17 protein-coding genes are annotated in these 21,359 nt (G+C 74.6%); 5 read left to right on the forward strand and 12 right to left on the reverse strand.

Annotation, left to right across the window (positions count from 1 at the left end; genetic code table 11):
- Positions 1–57: 57 nt before the first annotated feature.
- Entirely contained in the window at positions 58–696 is a 639-nt protein-coding gene (locus Sya03_RS06235) for a LysE family translocator (protein WP_203937204.1), read from the forward strand.
- Here Sya03_RS06235 and Sya03_RS06240 read toward each other — a convergent pair.
- From Sya03_RS06240 to Sya03_RS06250, 3 genes are all read right to left on the reverse strand, one after another.
- Positions 684–2,078, reverse strand: coding sequence for a UbiD family decarboxylase (locus tag Sya03_RS06240; RefSeq protein WP_203937205.1), 1,395 nt, complete (start codon positions 2,076–2,078; stop codon positions 684–686). The two genes, Sya03_RS06235 and Sya03_RS06240, sit on opposite strands and share 13 nt — an antisense overlap.
- Before the next feature lie 65 nt (positions 2,079–2,143).
- Positions 2,144–3,523, reverse strand: coding sequence for a TrpB-like pyridoxal phosphate-dependent enzyme (locus Sya03_RS06245; protein WP_239107149.1), 1,380 nt, complete (start codon positions 3,521–3,523; stop codon positions 2,144–2,146).
- Positions 3,523–4,221, reverse strand: a complete 699-nt coding sequence (locus Sya03_RS06250; protein ID WP_203937206.1) for a transglutaminase-like domain-containing protein — start codon at positions 4,219–4,221, stop codon at positions 3,523–3,525. Before Sya03_RS06250 ends, Sya03_RS06245 begins: the two co-directional genes overlap by 1 nt.
- 306 nt (positions 4,222–4,527) lie before the next feature.
- On the opposite strand from Sya03_RS06250, the gene Sya03_RS06255 reads away from it, so the two are divergent.
- Positions 4,528–5,979, forward strand: coding sequence for an aminotransferase-like domain-containing protein (locus Sya03_RS06255; protein WP_203937207.1), 1,452 nt, complete (start codon positions 4,528–4,530; stop codon positions 5,977–5,979).
- Positions 5,980–5,991: 12 nt separating this feature from the next.
- Here the strand turns inward: Sya03_RS06255 and Sya03_RS06260 are convergent, their stop codons facing one another.
- Positions 5,992–7,392: an FAD-dependent oxidoreductase gene (locus Sya03_RS06260; protein WP_203937208.1), complete on the reverse strand. Its 1,401-nt coding sequence runs from the start codon at positions 7,390–7,392 to the stop codon at positions 5,992–5,994.
- A 72-nt stretch (positions 7,393–7,464) separates the two neighbouring features.
- Here Sya03_RS06260 and Sya03_RS06265 point away from each other — a divergent pair, with 72 nt between their 5' ends.
- Together Sya03_RS06265 and Sya03_RS06270 are read left to right on the forward strand one after the other, a co-directional pair.
- The gene (locus Sya03_RS06265) at positions 7,465–8,001 is read left to right on the forward strand and encodes a TetR/AcrR family transcriptional regulator (RefSeq protein WP_203937209.1); all 537 of its coding nucleotides are present in this window, start codon (positions 7,465–7,467) and stop codon (positions 7,999–8,001) included.
- A 53-nt stretch (positions 8,002–8,054) separates the two neighbouring features.
- Positions 8,055–9,677 (forward strand): alkaline phosphatase D family protein, encoded by a 1,623-nt coding sequence (locus tag Sya03_RS06270; RefSeq protein WP_203937210.1) that lies wholly within the window; start codon positions 8,055–8,057, stop codon positions 9,675–9,677.
- A gap of 28 nt (positions 9,678–9,705) precedes the next feature.
- Here the strand turns inward: Sya03_RS06270 and Sya03_RS06275 are convergent, their stop codons facing one another.
- From Sya03_RS06275 to Sya03_RS06290, 4 genes are all read right to left on the reverse strand, one after another.
- On the reverse strand, positions 9,706–10,443 hold the full coding sequence (locus tag Sya03_RS06275) for a S1 family peptidase (protein WP_203937211.1): 738 nt from the start codon (positions 10,441–10,443) through the stop codon (positions 9,706–9,708).
- 105 nt (positions 10,444–10,548) lie between these two features.
- The gene (locus tag Sya03_RS06280) at positions 10,549–11,985 is read right to left on the reverse strand and encodes a S8 family serine peptidase (RefSeq protein WP_203937212.1); all 1,437 of its coding nucleotides are present in this window, start codon (positions 11,983–11,985) and stop codon (positions 10,549–10,551) included.
- Between the two features lie 93 nt (positions 11,986–12,078).
- Positions 12,079–13,836, reverse strand: a complete 1,758-nt coding sequence (locus tag Sya03_RS06285; protein ID WP_203937213.1) for a S9 family peptidase — start codon at positions 13,834–13,836, stop codon at positions 12,079–12,081.
- Positions 13,837–15,615 (reverse strand): N-acetylglutaminylglutamine amidotransferase, encoded by a 1,779-nt coding sequence (locus Sya03_RS06290; RefSeq protein ID WP_203937214.1) that lies wholly within the window; start codon positions 15,613–15,615, stop codon positions 13,837–13,839.
- Between the two features lie 199 nt (positions 15,616–15,814).
- Here Sya03_RS06290 and Sya03_RS06295 point away from each other — a divergent pair, with 199 nt between their 5' ends.
- Complete coding sequence (locus tag Sya03_RS06295) at positions 15,815–16,198, forward strand: hypothetical protein (protein ID WP_203937215.1); 384 nt, start codon at positions 15,815–15,817, stop codon at positions 16,196–16,198.
- Here Sya03_RS06295 and Sya03_RS06300 read toward each other — a convergent pair.
- The 4 genes from Sya03_RS06300 to Sya03_RS06315 all read right to left on the reverse strand — a co-directional run.
- Entirely contained in the window at positions 16,180–18,735 is a 2,556-nt protein-coding gene (locus tag Sya03_RS06300) for a carboxylate--amine ligase/circularly permuted type 2 ATP-grasp protein (protein WP_239107150.1), read from the reverse strand. The genes Sya03_RS06295 and Sya03_RS06300 overlap by 19 nt on opposite strands.
- Positions 18,736–18,887: 152 nt before the next feature.
- On the reverse strand, positions 18,888–19,556 hold the full coding sequence (locus tag Sya03_RS06305) for a DUF4352 domain-containing protein (protein ID WP_239107151.1): 669 nt from the start codon (positions 19,554–19,556) through the stop codon (positions 18,888–18,890).
- Positions 19,557–19,738: 182 nt separating this feature from the next.
- A complete protein-coding gene (locus Sya03_RS06310) occupies positions 19,739–20,473 on the reverse strand; it encodes a dienelactone hydrolase family protein (RefSeq protein WP_203937217.1) in 735 nt (244 codons plus the stop codon).
- Positions 20,474–20,531: 58 nt separating this feature from the next.
- On the reverse strand, positions 20,532–21,359 hold an 828-nt coding region (locus tag Sya03_RS06315), incomplete at its 5' end, for a M1 family aminopeptidase (protein WP_275411433.1).

The raw sequence follows: 21,359 nt of genomic DNA on the forward strand, positions 1-21,359 counted from the left end.
GCCGGAACTGGGGTACGGTCTCGGCGATTCACCGCCTTTTGTCGAGGGAGTTCTCCGGTGCCCACGTGGTCAATGGTGCTGCTGTTCGCCGTCAGCGCGTCGGCGCTGATCGTCATCCCCGGGCCGAACATGATCTACATCGTCACGCGCACCATCGACCAGGGCCGGCGCGCGGGCGTCGCGTCCGCGTTCGGGGTCGAGACGGGCACGCTCGTGCACGTGGTGCTCGCGGTCGTCGGCATCTCCACGCTCATCGCCGCGTCGCCGGTCGCGTTCACCGTCGTGCGCTACCTCGGCGCCGCGTACCTGTGCTACCTGGGGGTGCAGGCGCTGCGCCGGCGCCCGCCCGCGGACCTGCCGGAGGGCGACCGGCCGCCGCGCACGCTGCGGCAGTCGTTCACCGACGGGCTGGTGGTGAACGTGCTCAACCCGAAGGTCGGCCTGTTCTTCCTGGCGTTCCTGCCGCAGTTCGTCGACGCCGACCGCGGCCCGGCGGCGTTGCAGACGCTCGTCCTCGGCGTGGTGTTCTTCCTGATCGCGCTGGCCCTCGACCTGGGCTACGCCTTCGGCTCGGCGGCGCTGCGCGGCTGGCTGAACCGGCGCAGCCGGCTGCTGCGCCGGCAGAACCAGATCGCCGGGGGCGTCTACCTGACCCTCGGCGTGGCGGCGGCGCTGACCGGCGGTCAGTCGGCGTAGCTGCGCGCGGCCTCGCCGCGCAGGGCGAACGGCACGGTGGCGTCGACGAACGTGCGCCCCGCCCCGCCGTCGGCGCCGCGCTCGCGGGCCCACGCGGCGCCCTGCGACGGGTCCATGCCCAGCGGCGTGAAGCCGCCCCAGGTGTGGCAGTCGACGCCCAGGTTGGCGCGGGTGGTGGCGGCCCAGAGCACGTCCTCGGCGCTGTGCGGGTCGACGTCGTCGTCCACCGCCACCACGGTCTTGACGAACGGGTGGGCGGCCAGCACGTCGCGGGCGACCAGCCGGGCGGCGCCGTCGTCGGCGGCGCGGCGCTTGCGCACGGCCACCACCAGCAGCAGCATCCCGCCGCCGGCGGGCGGGAAGGCCAGGTCGGCGACCACGTCCCAGTGCGGACCCGCGGCGGACAGGGCCACGCTGAGCGCCCCGGCCAGGCCGAGGATCACGGACTGCTCGCGGCCGGGTCCGACCACCGTCTGCAGGTACGCGTCGCGGCGCCGGGTCACCGCCGCCACCGTCAGCACGGGTACGGCGTCGTGGGCGCGGCCGTCGTAGCCGAGGAACTCGGGCAGCGACCCGCCCAGCGCGCGGCCCGGCAGGCACTCGGGCGCGGTGGCCGCGCCGAGGCGGCCTTCCAGCACGATCTCGGCGTCGGCCGGCACCGGGGCGGGCCCGCTCACCCCCGCGGCCATCCGGACCGGGGCCTGCGCGAGCGCCCCCGCCACGGCCAGCTTGGCGGTGCCGGCGGGCAGGAACCGGGAGCCGAGCGCCGCGGCGATCATGACGGCCGGTGGGACGCCGATGCCGACCGACACGGGCAGGTCGCGCCCGGCGGCGACGGCGCGGGCGTGCAGGTCGCGCAGCTGCCGCCCCGGCACCATCCACACCGTGAGGGTGTCCGGGCCGGTGCGCAGCATGCGGTGCGCCGACAGCGCGGTCTCGCCGGTCTCCGGGTCGCGGGCGAAGATCACGCCCGCGGTGACGAACGGGCCGGCGTCGCGGGGGGTGGCCACGCCCAGCGGCAGCCCGCCCAGCGCGGCGCCGTCCTCGACGACCTCCTGGCAGGGCGGCGCCGGGCAGCGCTCGGGGGCGCGCGCGCCGGCCAGCAGCGCGGCCGCGGCGGCCGGGGTCGCGCGCGGCGGCAGCCCGGGCAGCCAGCCGCGCACCCGGCCCGCGTCGCCGTACGCGCCGACCAGCACGTTGCCCGGGTAGACGACGACGGGCTCGGGCCCGCCGCGGCCGGTGGCCGGCACGCCGGCGTGCCGCCGCACGTAGTCGGCGGCGATCGCGTCGGGGTCGGCCGGGGACGCCGGCCGGTGGATGGGCCCGGCGGCGAGCAGGTCGCGCAGGGCGGCGGGGGCGGGACTGTCCACTGTGGCGGCCACCGGAGGTGTGGGTGCGGGCCGCGCCCCGGGGGGTGGGCGCGGCCCGCGTGGGAGGGCGGGAACGGTCAGGCGTCGAGCAGGGCGGGGCGCTCCTGGGCGGGCAGGTTCGTCAGCGCCGCCTCGACGCCGGCGGCGTCGTAGATGTCGTCCTCGAGCGTGCCCGCGAGGGCCTGCTCGTAGGCGGCCAGGTCGAAGTGGCCGTGGCCCGACAGTCCGAACAGGATGGTGCGCGGGCGGCCCTCCTCCTTCGCGGCGAGCGCCTCGGCGATCGCGCCGCGGATGGCGTGGGTCGACTCCGGCGCCGGCACGATGCCCTCGTTGCGGGCGAATAGGATGCCCGCCTCGAAGCAGGCCCGCTGGCGCAGCGCCACCGGCTCGATCAGGCCGGCCTCGACGGCGGAGCTGACCAGCGGCGACATGCCGTGGTAGCGCAGGCCGCCGGCGTGCATGCTGGGCGGGACGAAGTCGTTGCCCAGGGTGTGCATGCGGAACAGCGGGGAGAAGCCGCCGCTGTCGCCGAAGTCGAACGCGAGCCGGCCCCGGGTCAGCGTCGGGCAGGCGGCGGGTTCGGCGGCCACCACCCGCACCCGGCGGCCGCCGCGCAGCTGCTCGCCGATGAACGGGAACGTCAGGCCGCCCAGGTTGCTGCCGCCGCCGGCGCAGCCGACCACGACGTCCGGGTAGTCGTCGGCCAGCGCCATCTGCGCCAGCGCCTCCTGGCCGATGACGCTCTGGTGCAGCAGCACGTGGTTGAGCACGCTGCCGCCCGCGTAGTTGACGTGCGGGTTGTGGAAGGCGATCTCCATCGCCTCGCCGGTGGCGATGCCCAGGCTGCCGGGGTGCTCGGCCCGCTCGGCGAGCCGCTTGCGGCCGGTCTCGGTGTCCTCGCTGGGGCTGGGCACGCAGGTGGCGCCGTAGGTCTCCATCAGCAGGCGCCGGTACGGCTTCTGGTGGAAGCTGGCGCGGACCATGTAGACCCGCACGTCGACGCCGAAGTACGCCCCGGCGAACGACAGCGAGGAACCCCACTGCCCGGCGCCGGTCTCGGTGACCAGCTGCGTGATGCCGGCGGCCTTGTTGTAGTACACCTGCGGGATCGCGGTGTTCGGCTTGTGACTGCCGGCGGGCGAGCCGCCCTCGTACTTGTAGTAGATGCGCGCCGGGGTGTCGAGCGCGCGCTCCAGGCGGCGGGCCCGCACCAGCGGCGACGGCCGCCACTGGGTGTAGATCTGGCGGACCTCGTCGGGGATCTCGACGTAGCGCTCGGTGCTCAGCTCCTGCTCGGCGATGTCCCGGCAGACGAACGGCAGCAGGTCGTCCACGGTGATGTCGGCGCCGGTGCCGGGATTCCGCTTGGGCGCCAGCTCGGGCAGGTCGGCCGCGAGGTTGTACCAGGCGGTCGGGGTGTCCTCGTCGGCGAGCAGGTACTTGGTGCGCTCGATCATCACAGGCTCCTCGGGGAAATGGCGTCCGACACCAGCGAGGAACCGCCGCGGAACGAGGTGGCTCCGGCGAACATTGCGGGGTGCTGGCGGCGCATGCCGTCGATGATGGTGCGGTACGGCAGGTCGTCGAAATCGCCGTGGAACCGCACGAATTCCATGTGCTTGCGGCCGATCCCGTCGAATGGGTGGTGCATGCTGTCGGTGCGCCCGTCGAATTCCAGCGGCTCCATGTCGTAGAGCCGGCAGAGGCGGCGGTTGAACACCGGCGTGGCCCGGATCCACCGGTCGGCCGGGCGCAGCACCGTGAGGGTGTGGTAGTGGAAGACGTCGCCGACCATGCGCTTGAGCTGCGGCGACACCAGGTGGTTGCGGACGTCGGTGATCATCAGCCGGCTGGGGATGCCGACGGCGCGCAGGGCGGCCGCGTACAGCACCGACTTGTGGATGCACATTCCCTTGCGGACGGTCGCCACCGTGCTGGCCGTGAGGCCGTCCTCGGACAGGTCGGCGCCGTAGATCTCGTAGCGGATGTCGTCGCGGACGGCGTAGTAGAGCTGCACGGCGCGGCGGACCGGGTCGGGCTCGCGGTCGGCTCCGGTGGCGGCCACGAAGTCGCGGACGGCGGTGCTGCGGTGGTCGATGGACCGGGTGTGCGCCAGTTCGGCGGGCTCGACCGCCAGTGCGCCGATCGGGTTCAACGGGTCCTCCGGGGGAGAAGGGGACGGTCCGTGCTGACCACTGGTTCGCTCCGCTCTGTCACCGGACGATTACTAACATGTCCGTCGATCACCGGGCAAGGCCCGCCGAATTGCTTCAAAGTCGAAGCGAAACAATTCTGGAATTCCGATCGTCGTGCATTAACCAACCGTTTGCCGGTGGTTTGCGAGGTTGCTGCGCTTTGCTCCGGCTCTCGGGTGGTCTCCGACCGAGGACGACCGTTGCCCCGTTCGATGCATTAGCCTGACCGAATCGTTGATCAGCGACCCGGGCCAACGGAGTGATAAGTGGACCGAAATCTCGGCATTCCCGACGTCGTCGAGCTGTTGGGCGACTGGGCCGTGGGGCGGGGGCCGATCTATCGACGATTGGCCGAATCGCTCGAGCGGATCATCCGAGAAGGCGGTCTCCATCCGGGTGACCCCCTACCACCCGAACGGCCATTCGCCCGCGCGCTCGCCGTCAGCCGCGCCACCGTTGTCAGCGCCTACGACCGGCTCCGCGAACGCGGCATCGTCGACAGCCGGCAGGGCAGCGGCACCCGCGTCAACCGGTTCGCCGCCCCCCTGCGCCAGCCGCTCGACGGCCGGGTCACCGGCGGGCGGGCCACCTCCCTGCTCCAGCGCATGATCGACGGCCCCACCGAGGTCATCTCCCTGACCCGCGCCGTCGACGCCGCCGCACCCGAGGTCGGCACCGTGCTGCAGGAGGTCGTCGACACCGACCTCGGCGAACTGCTCAAGGACACCGGCTACCGCCCCGCCGGCCTGCCCGCCCTGCGTGCCGCCGTCGCCGACCAGTACGGCAGCCAGGGCCTGCCCACCACCCCCGACCAGGTGCTGATCACCTCCGGCACCCAGCAGGCCCTCAACCTCATCTCCACCATGTACATCCGCCGCGGCACCAGCGTCATGGTGGAATCACCGAGCTGGCCCGGCTGCCTCGACGCGTTCCGCGCCGCCAAGGCCCGCCTGCTCGGCGTCCCCCTCGACGACGAGGGCATCGACCTGCGCATCGCCCGCCAGGTCATGGCCGAGCACCAGCCGGTGCTCATGTTCGTCATGCCGACCTACCACAACCCGACCGGCCTGCTCATGACCGGCCGCCGCCGCGCCCACCTCGCCGACCTCGCCGCCCAGCACAACGTCGTCATCGTCGAGGACAACAACTTCCTGCCCCCGGACGGCCCCGACGGCGCCCCCGGCCCCGCCCCCATCGCCGCGTACGGCAGCTCCGACGCCCAGGTGCTCACCACCGGCACCCTCACCAAACTCGTCTGGGGTGGCCTGCGCATCGGCTGGCTGCGCGGCCCCGCCGAACTCATCGAACGCCTCGCCCGCCTCAAGGCCATGGCCGACCTCGGCAACCCCTTCGTCGACCAGGCCGTCGCCGCCCGCCTCATGCCCCGCCTGCCCGCCATCGCCGCCCGCCGCCTCACCGAGGCCCGCGGCCGCATGGAACTGGTCGGCTCCCTCATCGCCGAGAAACTGCCCGAGTGGCAGTGGCGGATGCCGGCGGGCGGGTCGGCGCTGTGGGTGCGGCTGCCGGGCGCGGACACCCGGGCGTTCGCCCAGGTCGCCCTCCGCCACGGCATCGAGGTGGTGCCGGGCGCGTCGATGGACTCCAGCGGCCGCCACGACGACCACATCCGGGTGCCGTGCGTCCACCCGGAGGACGTCCTGGTCGAGATGGTCGACCGCCTGGAGAACGCCTGGCGCGACGCGGCCATGGCCCGCTGACCGCGCCGGCGCTCAGCCGTTGCGGGCGGCGACCGGGTGCCCGGCGTGCCGGGTCAGCGCCGCCGGCGCCCGCTCCGCCGGGCCGGTCCACGCCACGTGGCCGTCGGGCCGGACCAGGGTGGCCGGGCCGTCCGCCGCCGCCGTCAGCACCCGGTCCGCCCACGGTGCCGCCGGACCGGCGAGGTCCGGTGGTCCGGTGAGGACGAAGCGGCCGGCGCGCAGCGCCTCGTACAGCCGGGTGCCGTCCGCGAGCGGGCGGTCGGCCGCCCGGGGTGCGTCCGGGTAGTCCACGCCGAGCGCCGAGATCGTCGCGGCGGCGCGGCGGGCGATCGGGCGGGTGCGCAGGGCCAGGGCGCCGAGGGTGTCGCGCAGCAGGCGTTGCGGGGCGGTGCGCAGGGTGGCCGCGCGCAGCAGCGCGCCGCTGGTGCGCAGCACCTGCCGCCCCACCGGGTGCCGCTCCGCCTCGTACGAGTCGAGCAGGCCCGGCGGCGCCCAGCCGTGCACCGCCGCGGCCAGTTTCCAGCCGAGGTTGGCGGCGTCCTGGATGCCGACGTTCATGCCCTGGCCGCCGGCGGGGGAGTGGACGTGGGCGGCGTCGCCGGCGAGGAACACGCGGCCGGTGCGGTAGTGCGGAGCCTGGCGTTCGTCGCTGTGGAAGCGGGACAGCCAGCGCGGGGAGTGCATGCCGAAGTCCGTGCCGTGGGCGCGGCGGGTGACGTCGCGGATCTCCTCCAGGTCGACGGGGTCGTCGTTGGGGCGCGCGTTGTGGCGGTCCCAGGCGATGACGCGGTGCCAGCCGTCGCCGAACGGGGCGAGGAAGGCGAGGCAGTCGCCGGTGGCGGCGACGGTGATGACGTCGGCGGGGGCGTCGGCGAGGCGGACGTCGGCCAGGGCGATGGAGCGCAGCACCGCCCGGCCGGGGAACGGCATGCCGACGGCGCGGCGCACGCCGCTGCGGTGGCCGTCGGCGCCGACCACGTACGCGGCGGTGTGGGTGCCGGCGGTGGTGGTCACGGTGACGCCGCCGGCGTCCTGGTCGATGCCGGTCAGCTCGGCGCCCTCGCGGATCTGCGCGCCGGCCGCGACGGCGCGGCGGTGCAGCAGGCGCTCGGTCTCGTACTGCGGGGTGATGAGCACGAACGGGAACCGGCTGGGCAGGGCGCCCAGGTCGACGGCGAACCGGCCGAACAGGCGGATGCCGGCGACGGTCGTGCCGGTGGCGACGAGCTCGTCGGCGAGGCCGCGCGCGTCGAGCTGTTCCAGGGTGCGGGCGTGCACGGCGAACGCCCGGGTCAGGTTGGAGGTGCCGGAGCGGCGTTCCAGCACGAGGGTGCGCAGCCCGGCGGCGGCCAGGTCTCCGGCGAGGGTGAGGCCGGTGGGGCCGGCTCCGGCAACGATGACGTCGTGGTCCATGTGTGCCTCCCGGTCCGACTGTAGGAGCGGGCCCGGACGTACGTCAACGCATGTTGGCCTACACTTGTTGACATGGCACGCCCGTCCTCCGCCGACACCCGCGCCACGATCCTGCGCGCCGCCCGCGCCCGCTTCGCCGCCGACGGCTACGAGCGCGCCACCATCCGGGCCATCGCCGCGGACGCGGCCATCGACCCCGCCATGGTGATGCGCTACTACGGCAGCAAGGACCGGCTGTTCGCCGCCGCCGCCGAGTTCGACCTGCGCCTGCCCCGGCTCGGCGCGCCACCGCACGGGGCCGCGCTGGTGCGCCACTTCCTGGCCGTGTGGGAGGGCGGCGACACCTTCGTCGCGCTGCTGCGCGCCGCCGCCAGCCACCAGGCCGCGCGCGAGCGGCTGCACGCGATCTTCGAGGAGCAGCTGGTGGCCGCCGCCGGGCGGCTCGCGCCCGACCGGCCGCGCGAGCGGGCCGGCCTGATCGCCACCCAGATGCTGGGGCTGGCGCTGACCCGGTACGTGCTGGCGCTGGAGCCGGTCGCGTCCATGCCCGCCGACGACGTGGTGGCCTGGATCGGCCCGGCGATCGACAGATATCTGACAGGCAGCTGAACTTCTGTCACCGGCCGGTCACGAGCGGTGCCTGAGCTGCTAGACACTCCACCATGGACGCCGTCGACCGCCGTACCCTCCTGCGCGTCGCCGGGCTGAGCACCGGCGCCGGCATCGCCGCCACGGCCCTGCCCGCCCCGGCCGCCGCGGCCCCCGCCCCCGTCTTCGCGCACGGCGTCGCGTCCGGCGACCCGCTGCCCGGGGGCATCCTGCTGTGGACCCGGGTCACCCCCGAGCCCGGCGCGACGCCCGGCTCCGGCGCCGGGCCCGTCGTACCCGTGACGTGGCAGGTCGCGGCCGACCCGGCGTTCGCGGCGGTCGTGGCCGCGGGGGAGGTCGCGGCGGGGCCCGACCGCGACCACACCGTCAAGGTGGACGTGGCTGGGCTGCTGCCGGGCACCACCTACTGGTACCGGTTCGGCTGCCGCGGGCAGTGGTCGGCGACCGGCCGCACGATGACCGCGCCCGCCGCCGAGGCCGCCGTGAGCCGGCTGCGCGCGGGCGTCGTGTCGTGCAGCAACTGGGAGGCCGGGCACTTCGCCGCCTACCGGCACCTGGCCGCCCGCGACGACCTGCACCTCGTCGTGCACCTCGGCGACTACCTGTACGAGTACGGCACCGGCGACTTCGACGCGGGCGGCCGCACGGTGCGCCGGGTCGAGCCGCCGCACGAGGTGCTGACGCTGGCCGACTACCGGGTGCGGCACGCGCTCTACAAGACCGACCCGGACTTGCAGGCGCTGCACGCCGCCGTCCCGTGGGTGATCACCTGGGACGACCACGAGGTCGCCAACGACCAGTGGTCCGGCGGCGCCGAGAACCACACCCCGGCCACCGAGGGCGACTTCGGCGCGCGGCTGGCCGCGGCCCGGCAGGCGTACGCGGAGTGGATGCCGGTGCGGCTCGGCCCCGACGGCGCCATCTACCGGCGCTTCCGGTTCGGCCGGCTCGCCGAGCTGTCGATGCTCGACCTGCGCTCGTACCGCTCGCAGCAGACCTCCGGCGTCGCCGTCGACGACCCGGACCGCACGATCACCGGCGCCGCGCAGCTCGGCTGGCTGCAGGACGGGCTGGTCGCCTCCGCCGCCCGGTGGAAGCTCGTCGGCAACCCCGACATGATCAGCCGGGTCGACGTGGCGACGCTGCCGGCCTGGCTGCTGGGCCCGCTCGGCCGGCTGCTCGGCATCCCCGCCAACGGCTACGCCGTCAACACCGACCAGTGGGACGGCTACACCGCCGACCGCGACTCGCTCGTCGGCGTGCTGCGCCGCAACCGGGTCCGCGACGTCGTGTTCCTCACCGGCGACATCCACACGTCGTGGGCGAACGAGCTGGTCACCCGCGGGTCGGCCACGCCGTCGGCCGCCGAGTTCGTCGTGCCCTCGGTCACCAGCGACAACATCGACGACTTCCTGGGTACGCCCGCCGGCGGGCCGCTCAGCCTGCTCGCGGCGGGCGTCGTGCGCGCCGCCAACCCGCACGTGCGGTGGACCGAGCTGGACGGTCACGGCTACGGGGTGCTGGACCTGACGCCCGACCGGTGCCGGATGGACTGGTACCACCTCGCCGACCGCACCCGCCGCGACAGCACCGCCCGCTGGGTGGCCGGCTTCTCGGTGGCGGCGGGCTCGTCGCGGCTGCGGCCGGAGGCGGCCCCCGCCGCGCGCCGGGGCTGACGCGCGCCGGGGGCCGGCCGGTGCCTCCTCAGGCGGCGGGCAGGCCGCCGACCTGCTGGCTGACCCAGGTGCGGATCGACGGCAGGTCGCCGTAGATGGACGGGCCGGTGGCGCAGGTGGAGCTGTTGTTGCCGGCCCGGCTGGTCACGCCGATGAGGACCCAGCGGCCGTCCACCTGGCGCACCTGCGGGCCGCCGGAGTCGCCGTAGCAGGCGCCGGCGTTGCCGTTGGTGTTGTTCGTGCAGATCTCGTACGGGCCGTTGATGCCGGAGCAGCGGCTGTCGGCGACGATCGACGTGTCCAGCTCGTTGGCGATGCGCGGGGCGCTGCCGCAGCCGCGGGTCGGGCAGGTCTGGCCCCAGCCGATGATGCGGGTGGCGGTGCCGGTGGCGCCGGAGGCGGCCGGGATGGGCGCGGGCGCCTGGCCGACCGCGGAGGCCAGTTCGAGCAGCTTGACGTCGATGCGCGGGTGGTTGACCGCGCGCCGGACCGCGACGACGGTGCCGCCGCTGCTGCGGTCGTTGCTGCCGACCCGCACCGAGCTGGGCGTCGGGCAGTGCTTCGCGGTGACGGCCCAGTTCGCCTTGATCAGCGAGCCGGTGCAGCCGGACACGTAGACCATGAACGGGTAGTTCTCGGTGGCGGGACGTCCGTTGACGACCCGGGTGCTCGGCGCGTCGTCGGGGGCGGCCAGCGCGGCGGCCGGGGTCGCCAGGCCGGCCGCGACGACGGCCGCGGTGAGCAGTGCTCGGGCGAGGGTGCGCATGCGCTCACGTCCTTCTGGGCGGTTGGGGGGTGAGCCCGACCGTAGTCAGAAAGTGATGAACGTCGATACATCCCGGCTGGGGCCTATCGCCCCGGTTATGGCCCGTCAGCTCCAGGTGGTGCCGAGCCAGCTCACCGACGACCACGCCCGGCCCGACCAGGCCCGGCCCGACCACGTGCCGCCCGACCAGGCCCGGCCGCTCCACGCCGCCATGCCGCCCGAGGTGGTCCAGGTCGTGCCGGTCAGCGCGTGGCCCATCCACGAGCCGCCCGACCAGGCGGTGCCGGCCGCGCTCGCCGTCGACCACGCCGTCGCGTCGTACCGGCCCCACACCGTGCTCTCGCCGGTGAGCGTGGCGGCGCCGTCCGAGACGTGCACGCTGCCGCGGGCGCCCTCCAGCGTGCCCCGGCCGGTGCCCCGCGCCCACGCCTGCTTCGTCGTCGGCGCGGTGGGGTAGCTGGCCGCGAAGACGTCCAGCCGGCGCAGGCCCTGGTCCATCGTGCCCGTCGACGCCACCGGCTGCGAACCCGACTTCAGCAGCGCCTTCACCTGGTCCGGCGTCAGGGCCGGGCGCTGCTGCAGCAGCAGCGCCACGTTGCCCGCCAGCATCGCCGCCGCCTGCGACGTGCCGCTGCCCTTGAACAGCTGGGTGCCGACCCGGGCGGCCGGGTACGCGGTGTCGATCGCCGAGCCCGGCGCGCGCAGGCTGATGATGGTGCGGCCCGGCACGCTGATGTCGACCCGCCGGGCGGTGGTGCCCCGGTTGGTGAACGCGGTGACCTGGTCGTCGCGCATGTCGGAGGTGCCGCGCAGGTCCAGGGCGCCCACCGACAGCACGTACGGGTTGGCGGCCGGGTTGACCAGCGGCGTGTTGCCGCCCGTGTTGCCCGACGCGACCACCACCACGATGCCGGCCCGCCACGCGTTCTCCACGGCGAACTGCAGCGGGTCCAGCAGCGACGACTGGACGCCGTCGGTGCCGTACGACAGGGTCAGCACCCGGATGCGGTTGGCGGTGTCGTCGTTGCGGTGCGCCACCACCCAGTCGATCGCCGCGATGACCTGCGACACGTCGACCGCGCCGCTGGCCGCGCCGACCTTGACCGACGTCAGCTTCGCGCCGGGCGCCACGCCGCCGCCGAACGAGCCCGAGGCCCGGCCGGCGATGATGCCCGCCAGGTGGGTGCCGTGGCCGTTGCCGTCGACGAACCGCTTCGCCGGGTCCTGGCTGTCGAACGACAGGTCCGGGCCGTTGACGACGTTGCCGCCGGTCAGCCCGGCCACCGGGGCCACGCCCGTGTCGACCAGCGCCACCCCGACGCCCTTGCCGGTCAGGCCGTCGTTGCGCATGATGTCGGCGTTCGTGGCGAACATCGCGTTGTTGATCGAGGTGCCGGTCGCGCTGTCCGACCAGCCGACGGCGTGCCAGGGCGCGGGCGCCGCCGCGGCGGGCCGGGCCACCCCGGCGGAGAGACCCGTCACCGTCACGGCGGCGGCCAGCGCCGCCGTGATCCTGCGGCCGGTCGACCGGATGTCGCGCATGTCGCTCCTCGGGGCCCGCGAGCCGCGGGGGAGCGGCTCGTGGTGGGCGTCATCGGCCGGGGTGCGTGCGACTTGAGCGAAATCAGGACGGCGTCAGGCGAGGTGCTGCTGCAGCCAGTCGACGACGGCCTGCTGGTACGTGGCCCGGTTGGTGCGGCACAGCAGCTCGTGGCCCTCGCCGGGGAACAGCAGGTAGCGGTGGGGCACCCCGCGCTCGCGCAGCGCCGCCACCACCTGCTCGGCCTCGACGACCGGCACGTTGGAGTCGTTCTCGCCGTGCACGACCATGAGCGGCGTGCGGAGCCGGTCGATGCGGGTCATCGGGGACAGCTCGCGCAGCAGGGCGGCGTCGTGCACCGGGTGGCCGTACTTGGAGACCGCCGCCGCGCCGATCCACGGCTCGGTGTGCGCGTAGAACGTCGCGAAGTCCGACATGCCGCAGACGTCGACGCCGACGGCGAACAGCGACGGGTACGTGACCAGGGCGGCCAGCGTCAGGTAGCCGCCGTAGGAGCGCCCGGAGCAGCCCACCCGGGCCGGGTCGGCGACGCCGGCCGCCACCAGGTACTCCACGCACGAGGCCACGTCGGCGATGGCGGCGTGCCGCAGCGCGCCGTTGTCCGCGTTCATGAACGCGTGGCCGAAGCCCGACGAGCCGCGCACGTTCGGGGTGAACACGGCGATGCCGGCGGCGGCCAGCGACTGGTAGAGCGGGTTGTTGCCCGGCCGCTCCTGGGCCTCGGGGCCGCCGTGGAACCACAGCAGGGTGGGGTGCGGGCCGGGGCCGGCGGGCGGGTACAGCCAGCCGGTGAGGGTCAGCCCGTCATGGGCGGCGAACGTGTGCAGGACCGGCTCGACGGCGGGCGCGGGCGAGCAGCCGCCCGCGACGGCGGTCATGCCGGTCGGCGACGTCACGAACACCGAGCGGGGCAGCGCCGCGCCCTCGGCCGTCAGCGCCAGGGTGCTGCCGTCCGCGCTGAACGTGACGCCGTCCACGACCGGGCCGGGCGGGGGCACGTCGCGCAGCGACCCGGTGGCGGTGTCCAGGACGGACACCCACGAGGTGCCGCCGTGCACGTTCCAGGTCAGGGCGAGCGACGAGCCGTCGGCGGACGCCGCGACGCCCTCCAGCTCGGCGTCGTGCCGGGCGGCGACGACCCGGCCGGCCGTGTCGGTGACCTCGACCAGGCGGAAGTGGTCGGCCACGACCGTGAGGGCGTACACGGCGGCGCCGTCGGCCGAGAAGACCCCCAGGTCGCCGGGTGCCACCATGTGCTCCGCGCCGTCGGCGAGCGAGCGCACCACGATCTCGCGGGCCCCCCGGGGGCCGCGCCGCACCAGGGCGCGGGAGCCGTCGCGGGACACGTCGAGCAGGGCGATCAGCTCGTCGTCGAACAGGGTGCGGCGCTCGCCGCTGACGGCGTCGACGACCAGCGCCCGCGACGCGTTCTCGGTGACGGCCAGCAGCGACCGGCCGGGCAGCCAGCGCACGTTGTCGGCGGTGTCGGCGCCGAAGCCGGCGACCTGGTGCAGCGCCGAGCCGTCGGGGCGCACCAGCCACACCTCGGTGCGCGGGGCGCCGCCCGGCGCGAGGACGACGGCCAGCCAGCCGCCGCCCGTCGACCAGTGCACCGACACCACGGGGGCGTCACCGGTGTCGACCAGGAAGGTCAGCTCGGACCCGACCGGTTGCACCCACACCCGGGGGGCGCCGCTGCGGTCGGAGACGTAGGCCGCGTGGCGGCCGTCGGGCGACAACGCCGGCGACCACGCCCCGGCGGGGGCGTGCTCGGCGGTCGTCCAGCCCGCGGGCAGGACGGTGACGTCGACGCGGCTGAGCTGACCGGTCACTCATACCCCCTTGTCCTGAAGCCACATCTCCAGCAGCGCGAGCTGCCACAACTGGTTGGCGCCGAGCGTGGTGCGCGGCGTGTTCGGGTCCTGCAGCAGCGCCCGCACGTAGCCGGGGTCGAACAGGCCGCGGTCGCGGGCGGCGGAGGTGGTGAGGGCGTCGCGGACCATGTCGAGCATCGGCCCCTCGAGGTGCCGGATGCCGGGCACCGGGAAGTAGCCCTTCGACCGGTCGATGACCTCGTCGGGCACGATGCCGCGGGCCGCGTCCTTCAGCACGCCCTTGCCCCCCTGCGCCAGTTTGACCTCCGGCGGGCAGGCCGCCGCGAGCTCCACCAACTCGTGATCGAGGAAGGGTACGCGCGCCTCGAGGCCCCACGCCATCGTCATGTTGTCGACACGCTTGACCGGATCGTCGACGAGCATCACCTCGGAGTCCAGGCGCAGGGCGGCGTCCACCGCGGTCTGCGCCCCGGGGGCGGCGAAGTGCGCGGCGACGAACTCGCGGCTGGCGTCGCGGTCGAGCAGCCACTCCGGCGCCAGCTGCCGGGCGAGGGTGGCGTGCGAGCGGTCGAAGAACTCCCGGGCGTACGCGTCGACGGCCTGCTCGCGCGGCACGCCGGCCAGCGGCGGGTACCAGCTGTACCCGGCCAGGACCTCGTCGGCGCCCTGCCCGGACTGCACCACGGTGACGTGCTTGCTGACGTCCTCGGACAGCAGGTGGAAGGCGACGCAGTCGTGGCTGACCATCGGCTCGCTCATCGCGGCGACGGCGGCCGGCACGGCCGGCAGGAACCGCCGGTGGTCGATGCGGATCTGGTGGTGGTCGGTGGCGAACTGCTTGGCGACGATGTCGGAGTACGCGAACTCGTCGCCGCTCTCGCCCGCCGCCGCCTCGAAGCCGATGCTGAACGTGGTGAGCCCGCGCTGGCCCGACTCGGCGAGCAGCGCCACGATGAACGACGAGTCCAGCCCGCCGGACAGCAGCACGCCGACCGGCACGTCGGCGACCATCCGCCGCTCGACGGCGGTGCGCAGCTTGCCGAGCAGGGCGTCCGCCCAGTCGCGCGGCGTCTCCAGCCCCAGGTCGGTGCGGGTGTACGACGGCGACCAGTACCGGGTGTCGGTGGCCCGGCCGTCGGCGGTGATCACCCGCACGGTGGCCGGGGGCAGCTTGCGGATGCCCGCCAGGATCGTGCGCGGCGCGGGCACCACCGAGTGGAACGTCATGTAGTGGTGCAGGGCGACCGTGTCGATCGAGGTGTCGACGTCGCCGGCGGCCAGCAGCGCCTGCACGTTCGACGCGAAGCGCAGCCGGGACCCCGACTCGGCCAGGTAGAGCGGCTTGATGCCGAGCCGGTCGCGGCCCAGCACCACGGTGCCGCTGTCGTGCTCCACCAGCACGAACGCGAACATGCCGAGGAAGCGCTCGACGCAGGCCGCACCCCAGCGGTGGTAGGCCTTGATGATCACCTCGGTGTCGGAGTTGCTGAAGAACCGGTAGCCCGCCGCCTCCAGCTCGGCGCGCAGCTGCCGGTAGTTGTAGACGCAGCCGTTGAAGACCAGCGTCAGGCCCAGCTCGGCGTCGGTCATGGGCTGCGCGCCGGCCTCGGACAGGTCGATGATCTTGAGCCGCCGGTGGCCGAGCGCGACCGCCCCGCGCTCCCAGACGCCCTCGCCGTCGGGCCCGCGGGACGCCAGGCACGGGAGCATCCGGCGCACCGCGCCACCGTCCGCGGGGTGTCCGTCGTACCGGAACTCGCCGGCGAAGCCGCACATGAGGTACCTCCAGAGCGCTACCGGACGCGCTCACCCGGATCCTCCAGGCTCGGCGTCGCCCATGTCGTCGGTGTGTCCGACCCGTAACGCTTCCTTACCCCGTCGCGGCCGCCCAGCCGGCATGCGCGTCGATGTCGTCACACCGGCCCTTCCGGCCGAACCGGCCGCCCGGGCCCGGCGGCGCACCTACGCTCGGGGCGTGGCCGGATACGTCCCGCTGCGCCGGGCGCTCACGCACGCGCTGATCGGCGCCGCCATGCTCATCGCGCTGTGCGTCGCCGGTGCGTTCCTCACCGCCGGCGGCGCCGAGCTGTCGGCGCTCGGCTGGCTCGTGGTCGTCGTCGTGGTCGGCGGGGCGCTCGCCTGCGCCGCCGCCTCGGCCGCCGAGCTGCGCGGCCGCCCCGCCGGCGCCCGCCGCGCGCTGGTCGTCGCCGCCGTCGTGCTGCTGCCGACCGTCGTGCCGCCGCTGCTGGCCGTCGTCGCCCGGCTGCTCATCGCGCCGGCCCCCGGCGGGGGCTCCGGCGGTGCGCGCGAGGTGCGCACGCCCGTCACCCTGCCGCCGGGCTACTCCGACCCCGCCTGACCCATCAGCCACGTGTCCTTCGACCCGCCGCCGCGCGACGAGTTGACGATCATGCTGCCCGCCGGGGCCACCCGGGTCAGTGCCACCGGCGCCACCACCTGCCGCTGCCCGGTGAACACGAACGCCCGCAGGTCCACGTGCCGCGGCGCCAGCCCGTGGCCGTCGAACACCGGCGCCGTCGACAGGTCCACCACCTCCTGCGCCACCCACCGGTGCGGGGCCGTCAGGATCTGCCGCCGCACTGCCGACAGGTCCTCCGGCGACGCCTTCGGGCCGATCACGATGCGGTCGCCGCCGTAGCCGTCCACCGGCTTGCACACCAGCTCGTCCAGCCGGGCCAGCACCTCCGCCCGCTGCTCCGGGATCCCGCACAGGTACGTCGGCACGTCCGCCAGCAGCGGCTTCTCGCCCAGGTAGTACTCGACCAGCTTCGGCACGAACGCGTACACGCTCTTGTCGTCGCCGATGCCGTTGCCCAGGGCGTTCGCCAGCACCACCGTGCCCGCGTGCACCGCCGCCAGCAGCGACGGGCCCAGCGGCAGGCCGTCCGCGCCGGGGGAGTGCACCACGCTGTCCTCGCCCATCCGCAGGTAGACGACGTCGACCCGGCGCCGCCCGCCGCCGCGGTGCAGCTCCACCCGGTTGTCCGTCACCAGCAGGTCGGTGCTGCGCACCAGCGGCACGCCCATCTCCTCGGCCAGCAGCCGGTGCTCGAACCACGCCGAGTCGTCCGGGCCCTGGCTCAGTACCACCAGCTGCGGGTCGTCGCACCGGGCGGCGTGCAGCAGCGCCTCGCGCAGCAGCCGCGGGGTGCGCTCCACGTCCAGCACCTCCGCCGGCATCGGCAGCTCCGGAAACACCGCCCGGGTCAGCCGGCGGTTCTGCATCGCGTACCCGATGCCGGACGGCACCCGCAGGTTGTCCTCCAGCACGCACCAGTTGCCGGCGCCGTCGCGCACCAGGTCGACGCCCGCCACGTGCGCCCGCACCCCGTCCGCGGGCGCCAGGGCGCCGCTGGGCCGCAGCTCCGGGCTGCCCGTGATCACCCACTCCGGCACCACGCCGTCGGCCACGACGGCCCGGTCGGTGTAGACGTCGCGGACGAACGCGTCCAGCGCCCGCACCCGCTGCGTCAGCCCCGCCGACAGCCGCTCCCAGTCGTCCGCCGGCACGATGCGCGGCACCAGGTCGAACGGGAACAGCCGGGTCGCCGCCTCGCCCGCCACGCTGAACGTCACGCCGCGGGCGCGCTGCTCCTCGTCGCGGGCGTCCTCGCGGGCGCGCAACCCGCCCGCGCCGAGCGCCACCATGGCGCCCACCACCTCGTCGTACGCCGGCTCCGCCACGCCCGCGGCGAACACCTCGTCGCCCGCCGACACATACGGCCGCAACGTCACGGGCCGCACCTGCGGCGGCGCCACCGCCGTCGCGCCGCCCCGGGTGTCCGCCACCACCAGGTCCACCACGTCGGACAGCCGGCCCCGGCGGGCCAGCGCCCGCCGCTGCCGCGCCGCCGCGCTGCCCCGGCTCAGCGCCTGCACCGACAGGTCCGTCACCTGGTCCAGGTCGCCGTTGGCCGCCAGTTCGTCCCGCAGGTCCGCGATCAGCCGCTCCACCGCGACCGCCGCCGGCACCGGCACCGGCGACCGCGGCAGGTCCAGCAGGTCGCCCTCCAGCCCCGACCGCGCCGCCCGCCACATCGCCGCCCGGTGCAGCGGCGGCCGCCCCGCCGTCAGCGGCACCCCGGCCCGGTACGCCGCCTGCTCGCGCCGCACCAGCGCCCGGAACAGCCCGGCCAGCAGCACCACCGTGTCCACGTCCGGGCAGGCGTCCGTCACCCGCAGCTCGACCGTCGGCACGTGCGACGACGGCCGCACGTCGAAATACACCATCTTCGGGTCGGAGATCGTCCCCGACGCGATCAGGTCCGCCACCAGCTCGTCGTGCTCCGCCGCCGACCGGATCACCCCCGGGTCGCCCGCCGTCGGCCAGCGCAGCCAGATCAGCGACCGGGCGCTCGCGTACCCCGAGTCCTCACCCAGCCAGTACGGCGAGCTCGCCGACAACGCCAGCAGCACCGGCAGGGCGGGCGCCACCCGCTGCGCCACGTACACGGCCTCGTCCCGGTCCGGCACCCCGACGTGCACCTGCGCGCCGCAGATCAGCTGCTCGCGCACCAGCATCTGGTACTCGTCGAGCATCCGCCGGTACCGCGACGTCGGCGTCACACTGAGCCGGTCGGTGTCCACCAGCGGCACCGTCCCCGCCGCCACCAGCCCCAGCCCGGCCCCGGCGGCCACGTCGATCGCCCGCCGCCGCAACCGCACCACGTCGTCGCGCAGCTCGTCGAGGCTGCCGCACACCGCCGTGTTCGTCTCCACCACCGACCGGTGCAGCTCCGCCGAGTAGCTCGCCGGGTCCAGCCGGTCGAGCAGCTCCGGCGCCCGCGGCGTCAGCTCCCGCGTCTCCAGGTCGACGACGTGCAACTCCTCCTCGACCCCGAGGGTGAGCTCCACCCCACCGGCCGGCACAGCCACCGGCGCACCGGCCGTCGATTCCGTGGTCACCGCTCATCGCCCCTGTCGGTCGTGTCCGCTCCGTCGAGACTTCCCAGAGCGCGTTCCGCCGACGTTTCTTACCCGTTACGGCCCGCGCCGCATCACCTGTGCCCGGAACGTCACGCTGCGTGTCAACTCAGCTGAACCTTGACCCCACCGGACCAGATGGAGTCGTGCAGCTCCAGCTCGGTCAGCTTCGTACCCTTGGGCACGTCGAACACCAGCTTGCCCTTCACCTGGTTCCCCGGGTTGATGTCGTTGAGGAAAGTCTGCGCCGCCTCGTTGGCGTAGATCTCGGCCGCGCCGTCGTTCGAGAACTCGGTGCCGGCGCCGTCGTACGCCTTCTGCGCGGCCCCGGAGAACATCTGCGCCTCCTTGCCGATGTTCTTCACCGTCACGTCGACCAGGCAGTACACACCCTGCGCCTTCTGGTTGAGGAACTCGTTGCCGACCTGGGTCTTGCCGCAGGCCACCTTGGTGACGGTGAACTCGAACTTGCCGTCCCGGACCTTGTCGCCGATGCCGGGCCCGGCGTCGGCCTTCGGAGCGGCGGCGGGTGCCTCGGCAGCCTCGGTGACCTCCGCGGCCTTCGTCACGGGGGCCGCGGCGGTGGTCGTGGCGGCGGGCGCCGCGCCGGTGGTCGCCGCGGCGGCGGGGGCCTGCTCGGCAGACGCGTTCGTGGTGTCGGTGCCGCCGCTGGCGATCGCGGCGACGGCGACACCGCCGCAGCAGAGGGCGAGGAATCCCCCCACGATGCCGAGGACGAGCTTCGTGTTGCCCTTCTTCGCGGGCGGCTGCACCCCGTACGGAGGCGGCGGCGCGCCCAGGGGCTGCGGCTGCGGCCCATGAGGGTGATTCGGGTCGACTCGAGGATCCGGACGAACGGGCTATAAGCCGCCCTCAATCAGCACTAATCCGACTTCGGTACTCGTCATCCGGACGGACGGACAGGTAGGTCTGCTCGTCGGGCACGATCGTCCGGTCAGCGCCCGTGCAGGAAGGACACCGCCTCCGCGTACGCCAGGTCGGTGAGCGCCGGGTCGTGGCGGGGGCCGACGTCGCGCATGAAGGCGTGTTCGCCGCCGTCGTACAGGTGCACTTCGGTGTCCTCGCGGCCGGCGGCGTACAGGGCCGACAGGATCCGCAGCCGGGCGTCGGCGGGCACGTGCGGGTCGCGGGTGCCGAAGACGAGCATGAGGCGGCCCCGGACGTCGGCGGCGCGGGCCAGGGTGCCCGCGTCCGGGTCGGCGCCGAGGGCGCCGTTGTGCAGGCCGGTGGGGTAGAAGCAGACGGTGGCGGCGACGCGCGGGTCGAGGGCGGCGCGGAAGGCGAGGTGGCCGCCGAGGCAGAAGCCGGCCGCCGTCAGGGTGGTGACGTCGGGGTGGCGTTCCATCATGTCGAGCACGGCGGTGCGGTCGGCGTCGAACTGGGCGGTCGTGGTGGCGGCGGCGCCCGCGAGGCCGGCCTGCTTGCCGGCGTCGTCGAACTCCAGGGCGACGCCCGCCAGCGGGCCGTGCGGGTAGAGCTCGGGGGCGCACACGACGAAGCCGGCCGAGGCGAGGCGGCGCGCGGAGCGCAGGCTCGACTCGGTGAGCTGGAAGATGTCGGTGTAGAGCAGGATGCCCGGCCACGGGCCGTCGCCGGCCGGGCGCAGCACCATCGTGCGGATGTCGCCCTCGGGCGCCGGTACGCGCACCTCGTCCTCACGCAGCTTCATGGCGCACCACGCTACCGAGGAGCGCCGGGCCCGCGGGCCCGGCGCTCCGGTGGGACGGTCAGCGGCGCAGCGCCGGCGCCGCCGCCCTGGTGGACGCGGTGGCCGCCGCGGCGGCCGGCAGGGCCGGGCGGGACGGGGTGTAGAGCCAGGCGTCGAACAGCGGGCTCAGCTCGCGGCCTGAGCGCCGCTCGGCGTAGGCGATGAACTCGGCGGTGGACACGTTGTCGCCCTCGCGGGACTGCGCCCAGCCGTGCAGGATGCGGAAGAACACGCGGTCGCCGACGGCCCGGCGCAGCTGGTGGAGGGTCATCGCGCCGCGCTCGTACACCGCGTAGTCGAAGATGTTCGTCGGGCCGGGGTTGCCGGGGCGGACCGTCCAGAAGCTCGCCGGCAGCGACGTGTACGACGTGTCGAACCGCTCCTGGGTGGTCTGGATGCCCTCGCGCTCCGCCCACAGCCACTCCATGTAGGTGGCGAAGCCCTCGTTGAGCCAGATGTCGTCCCACTGCTGGACGGCGAGGCTGTCGCCGTACCACTGGTGGGCGAGCTCGTGCACGACGACGCTGTCGCCGCTCTGGGCGTCGGTGAAGAACCGGTAGTCGTAGATGGGCCGGGCCTGCGTCTCCAGCGCGTAGCCGAACGCCTCGGTGTCGTCCACGATGCCGCCGGAGGAGCGGAATGGGTACGCGCCGGCGTACGACTCCAGGAACCGGACGATCTCCGGCTGCCGGGCGAACGACGCGTCGACGACCGCGCGGGTGGCCGCGTCGAGGTCGGGGTCGACGGCGTCGACGTAGCGGATGCCGCCGCGGGTGTAGGAGTCCAGGTCGTACTCGCCGACGGTCGCCATCGCCAGGTACGTGGCCATCGGCTCGGCGGCCCGCCA

This window comes from Spirilliplanes yamanashiensis, from assembly GCF_016863475.1.
In the GTDB taxonomy this organism is placed as follows: Bacteria; Actinomycetota; Actinomycetes; order Mycobacteriales; family Micromonosporaceae; genus Spirilliplanes; species Spirilliplanes yamanashiensis.

Bases quoted from the DNA above. Each gene is read 5' to 3' on its own strand.
- Sya03_RS06280 (WP_203937212.1), bottom strand. From the start codon at position 11,985: ATGCGCGACATCCGGTCGACCGGCCGCAGGATCACGGCGGCGCTGGCC.
- Sya03_RS06310 (WP_203937217.1), bottom strand. From the start codon at position 20,473: ATGAAGCTGCGTGAGGACGAGGTGCGCGTACCGGCGCCCGAGGGCGAC.
- Sya03_RS06245 (WP_239107149.1), bottom strand. From the start codon at position 3,523: ATGATCGAGCGCACCAAGTACCTGCTCGCCGACGAGGACACCCCGACC.
- Sya03_RS06275 (WP_203937211.1), bottom strand. From the start codon at position 10,443: ATGCGCACCCTCGCCCGAGCACTGCTCACCGCGGCCGTCGTCGCGGCC.
- Sya03_RS06265 (WP_203937209.1), top strand. From the start codon at position 7,465: ATGGCACGCCCGTCCTCCGCCGACACCCGCGCCACGATCCTGCGCGCC.
- Sya03_RS06270 (WP_203937210.1), top strand. From the start codon at position 8,055: ATGGACGCCGTCGACCGCCGTACCCTCCTGCGCGTCGCCGGGCTGAGC.
- Sya03_RS06290 (WP_203937214.1), bottom strand. From the start codon at position 15,615: ATGTGCGGCTTCGCCGGCGAGTTCCGGTACGACGGACACCCCGCGGAC.
- Sya03_RS06260 (WP_203937208.1), bottom strand. From the start codon at position 7,392: ATGGACCACGACGTCATCGTTGCCGGAGCCGGCCCCACCGGCCTCACC.